General features: G+C 35.9%; 10 protein-coding genes and 1 pseudogene. 2 read left to right on the plus strand and 9 right to left on the minus strand.

The features are described 5' to 3' along the window. Nucleotides 1–18 precede the first annotated feature (18 nt). Both CXF74_RS11185 and CXF74_RS11190 read right to left on the minus strand, forming a co-directional pair. Nucleotides 19–435, minus strand: coding sequence for a hypothetical protein (locus tag CXF74_RS11185; RefSeq protein WP_101082526.1), 417 nt, complete (start codon nucleotides 433–435; stop codon nucleotides 19–21). Between the two features lie 359 nt (nucleotides 436–794). Further along, complete coding sequence (locus CXF74_RS11190) at nucleotides 795–2,033, minus strand: GAF domain-containing sensor histidine kinase (RefSeq protein ID WP_157822388.1); 1,239 nt, start codon at nucleotides 2,031–2,033, stop codon at nucleotides 795–797. A 352-nt stretch (nucleotides 2,034–2,385) separates the two neighbouring features. Between CXF74_RS11190 and CXF74_RS11195 the strand changes: the two genes are divergently transcribed. Then, a complete protein-coding gene (locus CXF74_RS11195; RefSeq protein WP_101082528.1) occupies nucleotides 2,386–3,012 on the plus strand; it encodes a MarC family protein in 627 nt (208 codons plus the stop codon). A gap of 373 nt (nucleotides 3,013–3,385) precedes the next feature. Here the strand turns inward: CXF74_RS11195 and CXF74_RS11200 are convergent, their stop codons facing one another. From CXF74_RS11200 to CXF74_RS11210, 3 genes are all read right to left on the minus strand, one after another. Continuing rightward, nucleotides 3,386–3,733: a hypothetical protein gene (locus tag CXF74_RS11200; protein ID WP_101082529.1), complete on the minus strand. Its 348-nt coding sequence runs from the start codon at nucleotides 3,731–3,733 to the stop codon at nucleotides 3,386–3,388. A gap of 7 nt (nucleotides 3,734–3,740) precedes the next feature. Next, entirely contained in the window at nucleotides 3,741–4,016 is a 276-nt protein-coding gene (locus CXF74_RS11205; protein WP_101082530.1) for a hypothetical protein, read from the minus strand. 254 nt (nucleotides 4,017–4,270) lie between these two features. Further along, the gene (locus CXF74_RS11210) at nucleotides 4,271–5,263 is read right to left on the minus strand and encodes a transposase (protein WP_101082531.1); all 993 of its coding nucleotides are present in this window, start codon (nucleotides 5,261–5,263) and stop codon (nucleotides 4,271–4,273) included. A gap of 95 nt (nucleotides 5,264–5,358) precedes the next feature. Between CXF74_RS11210 and CXF74_RS22525 the strand changes: the two are divergent. After that, nucleotides 5,359–5,532 (plus strand): annotated as a pseudogene (locus CXF74_RS22525) (IS1595-like element ISMrsp1 family transposase); the annotation flags it as partial. 108 nt (nucleotides 5,533–5,640) lie between these two features. Here the strand turns inward: CXF74_RS22525 and CXF74_RS11215 are convergent. The 4 genes from CXF74_RS11215 to CXF74_RS11230 all read right to left on the minus strand — a co-directional run bounded on the left by CXF74_RS11215 (nucleotide 5,641) and on the right by CXF74_RS11230 (nucleotide 8,790). Continuing rightward, nucleotides 5,641–6,513 carry a hypothetical protein gene (locus tag CXF74_RS11215; protein WP_101082532.1) on the minus strand — a complete coding sequence of 291 codons (873 nt, stop codon included), beginning with the start codon at nucleotides 6,511–6,513 and terminating at the stop codon, nucleotides 5,641–5,643. A 113-nt stretch (nucleotides 6,514–6,626) separates the two neighbouring features. Further along, entirely contained in the window at nucleotides 6,627–7,121 is a 495-nt protein-coding gene (locus CXF74_RS11220) for a hypothetical protein (RefSeq protein WP_101082533.1), read from the minus strand. 107 nt (nucleotides 7,122–7,228) lie between these two features. Continuing rightward, complete coding sequence (locus tag CXF74_RS11225) at nucleotides 7,229–8,059, minus strand: DUF2971 domain-containing protein (protein WP_101082534.1); 831 nt, start codon at nucleotides 8,057–8,059, stop codon at nucleotides 7,229–7,231. 116 nt (nucleotides 8,060–8,175) lie between these two features. Continuing rightward, nucleotides 8,176–8,790, minus strand: coding sequence for a hypothetical protein (locus CXF74_RS11230; RefSeq protein ID WP_101082535.1), 615 nt, complete (start codon nucleotides 8,788–8,790; stop codon nucleotides 8,176–8,178). Nucleotides 8,791–9,054 lie beyond the last annotated feature (264 nt).

The following is a 9,054-nucleotide window of genomic DNA, read 5'->3' on the forward strand; positions in this document are numbered from 1 at the left end:
GATCAATCTTGTCGATAATTACAGATTAAGTGGCGCGTGATTAGCTACAACCAGTCTATCTAGAATATAAGTCGGTGTGCGTTGAATAAATTTTGACAGATCAACGGATATTGGGCCAGTCACTCCAGAACGACACATGATGCCTTTATAAGTACCAACGATCAGTAATTGTGGTGTCGCACCATCCCACTTCAGTTTTGCTTCTATGTCCAAATCGCTAATATTAATACCGCAGTTGTATGTGCTTGAGGTTAAAATACCATTCTCAATTTGGTAACCGCCAACCAGTGGCACAGGTGTTTTATCTACCGGAAAAACAACCGGTGCATTTTCGACTGCGGTATTTGATGGACCAGGGAACACAATGGCATTATTGGCAGCAACCGTCATTGATGTCGCAAAAGCCAGTAAACCTAATATTTTAATTGTTTTCATCATTACTCCGTTAAATACAAATGGGAATGATAATCTATATCATTTAAATTTATACATCAACAAAGTAACACACACAAAAGAGATCTAGTTCACATAAATGTGCTGTTATTGGCAAGTTTATTTATATTTAATCAGTGTTTTTACGTGAATTTAAGGGGTTTTTAAGGGCTTTGTTGTTAGGAGACTAGTGTTAGGAGATTAGTTTTAGGATATTAGCGTTAGGAAATTAAGCTGAAAATAACGAAAGAGAGGAAATGACAAATACAGAGGATAAAAACGCTTATATTGATGCTCTGTGCTACGTATTTTATTAAAGTGAGCGTTACTGTATTAACTCACTTAACAGATAATTTCTGTGGCTAATGACTTGTATCATTGAATGATAAACTGGGCAAATGTATCTTAAATTTGACCCCATGTTCATGTTCATGTTCGCACAGACTAATCTGCCCTTTTAATTGCATAACAATAATGTTTTGAACCACACTTAAACCTAACCCTAGATTGCTTCCTTTCTCTAGACTAGAAAATGGCATGAATACATCACAAGCCATACTTTTAGCGATGCCACAGCCATTATCTACATAGGTAATGTCTATGCCATTGTTCAATTTTTCTATGTTAATTACAATTTCATTATCCGATTCACGTCCTAAAAACCCATGTTCAATTGAGTTATCAACCAACTGAGTAAGCGCATTTTGTAATAGATGTGGAATCGTGATTAAGTGGATTTTTGCAGGTGTATTGAGTATAAATTTAACATTATTAGGGTACTGAATTTTAAAAACATTCACCATGCCTTGCAGAAAAATATCAATCATAACCTCTGTTATATTAGATGAAAATTGTGATGATATTTGTTTAAAACGATCCACTAAATATGCGGTTTTATTTAAATTCACCTGTATCAGATCGAGGCATGAAGTGGCTGTTTGTTCAAATTCAGTCAGCTGTTTTTGAGTTAACGTTTTATGATGTAAATTATCTGAAAGCTCAGTAAACACAGTGTTTAATGTGCTTGTCGCTGTAATCGAAATACCCGTTGGTGTATTCAGCTGATGCGCCATACCACAGATTAATTTTTCTATACAATCTACATTTTGTTGGCTCATTACCTGTCGTTGTAAATCATAGCTATGCAGTTGATTAACGATATTATCTTTTAAATTAAACAGTAATTGGTGGTATTTTGAGTCGAACGTTCTTTCATGATCATCAAGTATACACAGCGTACCAAACTCTTCGCCATCACGACTGGTGATTGGCACCCCAAGGTAATAGATTTGATTAAGTTTAATGTCAGGATTTTTATCCCAATCAGGATCTTTTAAGGCATTTTTCACTTCCAGTAGCGCTTGGGTTTTTACCACTCGCTCACAATACAAACCAGAGCCTTGCAAGACATCGGAATCACCGATCTGATAAGGATTTTTATCGTTTTTGTTTTTAGCAAAGACTTTAATTTTATCGCAGTCTAACTTCATAATTAACACGCTGGATATATTAAATATATCTGCAATTAAATTAAGTGTCTCAGACCACTGCCCTAGCAAGTCACTAGAATAATCTGCATTTTCATCGATTGAATCAAACATCTTAACCACCCTCATTTTCAACGCACTTCATATAACCACTTTACACAGCCATTTTTACTAATAATAAGCCTATAGAATAATTCTAAGACTTAATGGGGTTATTACCAAGTTCACAGGCAGATAAAAATAGTGATACCCAGTGCATTAAATATATGATTTTGTATTAGGCAGTGAAAATAAGTGTTATCAAGGCAAGCGTGCAGGAAGTCGTTATTTAAATACTCTATGAGCCACTAATATGTGCAAGACAAAGTGTATTGTCTGATGCACAATGCAATAACAGTGACGGCCTAGCTTGCCGTACGAATAAAACAATCAACTTAACGCTTTTCAACAACAGTAAGGCTAAAACATGAACGAACTTTATACTCAGATTATCACCGTATTCTTAGGCTTTTTTGCGATAATGAACCCAATAGCAAATACGGCCGCCTTTGCAGGTTTAGCAGGCCACCGAACACATACTGAACAAGTAAAAATCGCCACTAAAGCCCTAGTCACCACCTTTTTTATCATCTGTGCTTTTGCATTATTAGGTAAAGCGATCTTTCATTTATTTGGAATCACTTTACCTGCATTACGTATCACAGGAGGGATTTTAGTTTTTATTATTGGTTATCACATGCTTAACGGCAATGGCTCAAAATTGCACTCACCAGAGCAAAATACCGATGCTGATATCGCTATTTCTCCGCTTGCCGTGCCACTACTTGCTGGCCCCGGAACAATTGCAACTGCCATGAATTACTCTTCATCGGGTAATATTATGGATATCATTGTGGTTATTAGTGTTTTTGCATTATTATGTGTTGTTACCTTCCTGTGCTTTATCTATAGCGCGAAAGTCTTATCACTGCTTGGCGAAGGTGGATTAACTATAGTCACGCGGTTAATGGGCCTTATTCTTGCTGTTATCGGCACACAGATGTTAATCATCGGTATTAGTAGTCTGTTAGCAATACCTTTGAATGTGGGGTGATAGTTAGCTTTTAGCTTCGAGCTGTCAGCTGTCAGTAAAATCAAAAAAGGAGCCTTTGGCTCCTTTTTACTTTCTAGTTTGCTGCTGTTGTGGAAGATAAATTCTGTTCACTGAATTGAAGTGAAGTGAAGTGAAGTGAACCTATTCAATATTCTCTCATTGGTTTTATGATCGAAAATTGCTTACTAAGCTAAGTCGCTTTCGCCCACATTACGACTTAGAAACCTACCAATTAGAGTGTTATTCTAATTAGGACTTTGCTCATTTTTAGCTTATCGATTTTATCTGAGATCTTAAAATTCACGTTTAAAATCCAGTCCTCACTAGCTTGAAATACAGCTCTTTATATATAGCAGAGTAATAATTTTCGGATCTATTCAATAATAAAATACATAGAAAACATAAGAGCAAAAAAAGCTACTGATGAAAGGCAGTAATACCATGCTAATGTAGTATCTTTTTTTCTCGCATATTTTTTAACCAAATCTTCGTTTATTAAAGAAACTTCTTGTGCTTTTTTTTGCACAATAGTCATCGCATAAAGCACAACTCTCATACCAACCCCTTTATCCCATTCTGCGCATGTTTCACCGGCAGCCTTTATGCTTTTATCAATAAAACGCACTGTGATACGGTTAAAAATAAACGTAGCAATTGCCCAATTAAAAAAGGCACAAACCGATACTATATATAAATAATCAATAAGTGTTAATTCCGGCATATATCACCTATAAAGTATTCAGGAATGAGCCAACATCATATGCTTTATTTGCAACTCCTTGACCGAAAGCGTCACCAGCAACTCCAGCAGCGTAACCGGCTGACAATCCTACGCCAATGACAATAACCCAACCAAGTGGTGTTGAAGCTAATGCGAGACCAAGTACAAATTTTGCAGCAGCGCCCCCCAGTACCATTGCCCCAGCGGCTCCAAATCCAAACCCTGCGGTTTGTACTGCTACTTTTTTTTGCCAATTCCCACCAGACTGGTAGCTATTATACACTCCTTTGGTACGTAATCCGGAAGTAAGGACATCCCTTTCTGAAGTAAAACAGGACATCCCTTTCTTGATTCGGCGATATTAATGAAAAATAGCTTTCTGAAATAGATAACAACAAACGAAATGCCTGTTTATTCACTAAAAATATTGAGGGAGAAGATAAAATGAGGAAAATACATGAGATTGATGATTTATAGGCACAATAAACTTAAGTGAGGCACTCATCATGTGTGTTATTAAATCTTACTCTTAAAAAATCAGTGGTAAATTTGTCGTAACTTGTTCTGACCCGATATCCACTTTTTACCCGTATGCGAGGCAAACAACGCGAGTTCTTCCAATGACCCGACGGCACCATGATATTCTTTACCGAAATCATTGGCTAAACTCAGCCAGGTGTCGTTATCTAACCCAAGTGATATTAATAAAGCAGGCGCTTGTGATGATATTGCACCTCGCTTACCTTCGCGAATAATGCGGCCAGTCCAATCAACAAGTTCGAGGTAATCGATTAAGGTAAAATGAATACCCTGTGCTTCATCTTGATGCTCTGCGCCGATGAATTTTACCAATCGCGTATTTTCAACTTCATGGCTCTTTTCTGTTTCATTTGATTTGTTATGAATACGTTCAAAAACAGAGGTATATTCCGATTTATCAACACTTGATGCCATCTTAGCGCGGATAGGATTCAAATCGACATACGCCATGCAGGTTAATAATGCGTTCTCATCAAGCAAGGCTTGAGATTTGAATCGCCCTTCCCAGAAGCGCCCCTTGCATTTATCTTCTTTATTCGCTTTGACAGCGATAAATTCATTTAGACAACGCATGAACCAAGAAATACTCGATAAACGTTTACGCCACTTTGCAATAATTTCAAGCGCGGCTTCTTTTTGAATATCTGATGTTAACTCGCCTTTTTGCCAGCGCACTACAAGCGGTGAAAGCGTATAGATTTGACTCCAACGCACACATATTTCATCATCAGAGCAGGTTAACGATGCCTCTTCATTGACATATAAAACAAGGTGGTAGTGATTGGACATGATGGCATAAGCACACACTTCAATTGAAAAAACATGCGTTAAGTGGCGAATGCGATCTATCATCCACTGGCGACGGTGCTCGAAACTTTGTCCTGAATATTTATCATTACCACACAAAAAAGCACGACGTACACAACGGGATATACAATGGTAATAAGGGGTATCAGCAAGTGAAATTAACATATCGCGGGATTGTGTCATAAAGCCTCCAAGGGAAATCTATGTTTTTCATTTAACCATAGATTACTCTTGAAGCTCAGTCAAAAAGATGCGGGTGTCCTCTATTGCAACATTTTGAAGGTGTTTATCACATTCAAACTTTGAACAATTACATGATGCGTTGGAAGTCTTGGCTTAAGCGATTTTGTGGTGTTGGCACAGACTATTTGGAGAATTATCTAAGTTGGTTTCGATTTATGACACAAAATAAAGAACATTCCGATCAGGCCTGGGTTGAATATGCACTTTGAAATTAACTAGAAAATGCAACCAACACTCAAATACAACAGCGCCTTATTTAACCATAGGTTACTCTTGAAGCTCAGTCAAAAAGATGCGGGTGTCCTCTATTGCGTTCTTTATACTAGCTGACTCAATACATTATTATTAAATAAATAATCTATTTCTGTTCTTTCACAGCCAACAACATATAAAGAATGACAATTAATAATCTGGTCTCTATTTTCAGATTGAGATTGAATTAGCCCAATATTACTGATGCTAAAAATAACACCTAAAACTCGTTTGTTTACAGATTCTTTAGTTTTCTCTTTATACTTAAGAGCAAAAGATTTAAGTACTAATTGCGTAGCTTTTTCAAAAGCTTCAACGTTTTCATAAACTTTTACACAATCGTCAGTAATAATTAAATCTGTAACATCAATCGCTACATAGGCAATTTTATCTTTCTTACTGCTACCAATTCTTTTAATAATTTGTTTGTTGGCGTATTTAATCCTTTTAGCTAATTGAGACTCGGACTTTAAACGCTTGCATTCAATGAATACTGTTTTATCGTAAGCTTTTACTACAACATCACAGTCACCAGAAACATCGACTTCAAAACCAGCTTTAATAAATTTTGAGGCTATGGACAGCTCATATAGATAATTTCGTGATGGGTCTTTACACTCTATATTTTTTTCTCTGTAATGAGTTCCAGATGCGATTTTTTTTATTTTGTCAAAAATAACTTCATTTGGATACTCTCTAAAGACTTTACAAACGCGCAAAAAATCATCAACTTCTTTATGAATTAATATGTATTTCCGATATTCCGCTAACGTTTCTATTTTTTCTTTTGAGTTTAAATGTTTTTTATAAAATGCTATTCGAGTCGGTGAAACGTTTATTCCTAAGGTATTATGCATCCAATCAATAACAGAACTTAAGTCTGCATTGACTAAATTTGGCTCTCTAAGTAATAAACCTGATTGTTTTGTTAAAAGCACAGGACTCCCGAAAAATATAACGCCACGTTAAGCGGCAAAAAATTGTTGGCTAAAATATTGAATAGAGTAAAAATAGCCAACGTATTTTTTGTCCGTTTGAACGCCTTATAGCATTACCTTATACAAAACTTTGGCCAACCTATATTTATTCTCCACCAAGATTCTATCGCGTACCTTATGGTGGTGTCTTCTAATTCATGATAACTAATAAACCACTCATATTCTTCGCATTCTTTGCTTTCAAGGTTGCATCCTAACTTAGCTGTATCTTTGCTCCCATCGTTAAATAAATGCTCAAATAAACGTTTTTTAATATTTGCTTGCGTTCCACTGTAAATCACTCGACAGCCATCTTCTTGAACTTTACAAAAACCAAAACCTTCTGGCTTTGTCACTCTGACTTTTTTGACTTTGTCAGAAGTTGATTTGATGTTTTTTATAATTTCATCGTCAGGCATGTTTGTTTCTATCCAATAAAGCCCCGCATTTTTAGGAAGAAGTTTTTCAAGTTTTGCTTTAGTGGTAAATTTTATTCTGTTTTTATTTCTTTGTTTATCTATAGTATTTCCAGTCTTATTTAGTAAGACCTCAAGATTGTTGATTGACATTCTAACCCCCTTATAATGCTAACGCCTTAATAACAGGAAAAATATTGTTGGCTAAAATTTGAGGAACGAAAATAGCCAACTGTATTTGGTCCTTGTTTATTGACTTGTTAGCACTCATCACTAGGCACTAATTCATACCCAAATTCATCTACATACTTTCTTAATCTGAGGAAAACAGGTTTGTAGCCACTTTCTTCGACAGCACTTCTTATCTTTTTTTCATCTTCTTCAGACATGTTTAGCCCTAAAACCACTTCTGTAAGTTTCCCTGGATACGGATACAGCCCATTACCTTCGGTCTTTAAAACTCTCCACTCTTTCTCATATTCCCACTCCAACGACTTAGTAAATGCAATTTGATAAATGGCATCATCACCAGTGTCATGAGCAAGAAGTCTGATACTGGGCTTAGGCATTTTATTTATGTAATTAATTGTATTTGCATATTGCCCAAGAACATTTGTTTCATGATACTCAAAGCCTAAACAAAAACCTTTATGAGAATTGCCATACGCTCCCCACATTACTGGGTGTTTCGGATCTTCTGATAGACTTAAAACGCCTATTCCAGCAAAGACGGTTTCATTATAATAGAGTACGTCTTGAAGCATAGCTCTTTGAGTTTTCCCATCAAAGGCCATTAAAATTTGGTCTATTTTTCTCAGAACGCGCTCGTGCGACCAACCTTTTGATAGCATTTTTTTAATCTTTTCAGCAATTCCTTTACCTTCAGATGATTCATTATTTTCACGTAACATGACGTAGTCTTCTAAAATCTCTTTATCAGTAAAATTCTTTTTCCATCTTGGAGCAACATCGTGCGGATCATTCAACCCTGCTGGCTTTGAATACCACAACTTCCCTTTCTTAAGTGCATCAATACTTAAGTCATCGACCTGACGATATTTATATAGTGATTCAATTTTATCGCTACTCAAATTTTACTCCTGAGTGCTAACTCCGCATTAAGCGGACAAAAACAGTGGGTTAAAATGTGTAGCGAAGCGAAACGTAACCCACTGTTTTTGTTTCGTTTAAATGCCTTTTTAGCAATTTATTGGACTCGAACCTCATTCAATCTAAACCTTATAGCGTCACATGCGGCTTCAATTAAAACACTTATTTCCTTACTGTTTTTCTCAGCACTCTGATAATATTTGAGGTCACTCGATTTTCCATGCTTATATTCAATGCCTTCGTTGAGGCAAGCTTTTCTAATCGCACTGAGTGTTTCGTACACGGTTAAAGAGAAAAAAGGTTTATTCTTTTCCATTGTGGTTGAGAAGTCATTAAATGGTGCAATGAAGTTCTTATAACGTTCAGTCTTTCGTTCTTCTTCTGTTTGACTTGGATCTATATGGTCTAACATTGGTCTGAGTTGTTGTGTTGCTATTTTAAGCTCTACTAAATTAGCCCACACCTCACCATAAACTTTGTATTCTTTGTCAAACTGAACTTGAGATACGAAAATTGAGTGTTGTAATTCAGCATCTAAGCGTTTATTTGCTGTAATGATTTCTTGTTCAAGATTCTTAATTTCTAAAGATAATTCACTTTTATCTCTCTCAATTATTCTACTTAACCAGATTTTCCCAATAAAACCAAACAAAGCGGCTAGGACGATTGTTGTTCCACCAAGAAGTTTAACTATTTCACTATAATATTCCAATTACAAACTCCATGTGAAAACTGCTAACGCCCGGCTTAAGCTGACAAAAATTGTTTGCTATAATTTGTGAGGCACGAACAAAGCCAACTGTTTTTTATTCCGTTTAAGAAACTTGTTAGGTGCTACTGATATTTATATTATTACCAAATGTTTGTTTTTCATGATATTCAATTAATGCAGGTATTACATGTGGCTTCTCCATACTAGTAACGTAAAGAGGCATATGTTCAAGAAAAGAGTACCTTTTAATTAATAATAAGTATT

This window comes from Psychromonas sp. Urea-02u-13, from assembly GCF_002835995.1.
In the GTDB taxonomy this organism is placed as follows: domain Bacteria; phylum Pseudomonadota; class Gammaproteobacteria; order Enterobacterales; family Psychromonadaceae; genus Psychromonas.

Bases quoted from the DNA above. Each gene is read 5' to 3' on its own strand.
- CXF74_RS11185 (WP_101082526.1), bottom strand. From the start codon at position 435: ATGAAAACAATTAAAATATTAGGTTTACTGGCTTTTGCGACATCAATG.
- CXF74_RS11190 (WP_157822388.1), bottom strand. From the start codon at position 2,033: ATGTTTGATTCAATCGATGAAAATGCAGATTATTCTAGTGACTTGCTA.
- CXF74_RS11195 (WP_101082528.1), top strand. From the start codon at position 2,386: ATGAACGAACTTTATACTCAGATTATCACCGTATTCTTAGGCTTTTTT.
- CXF74_RS11200 (WP_101082529.1), bottom strand. From the start codon at position 3,733: ATGCCGGAATTAACACTTATTGATTATTTATATATAGTATCGGTTTGT.
- CXF74_RS11210 (WP_101082531.1), bottom strand. From the start codon at position 5,263: ATGACACAATCCCGCGATATGTTAATTTCACTTGCTGATACCCCTTAT.
- CXF74_RS11220 (WP_101082533.1), bottom strand. From the start codon at position 7,121: ATGTCAATCAACAATCTTGAGGTCTTACTAAATAAGACTGGAAATACT.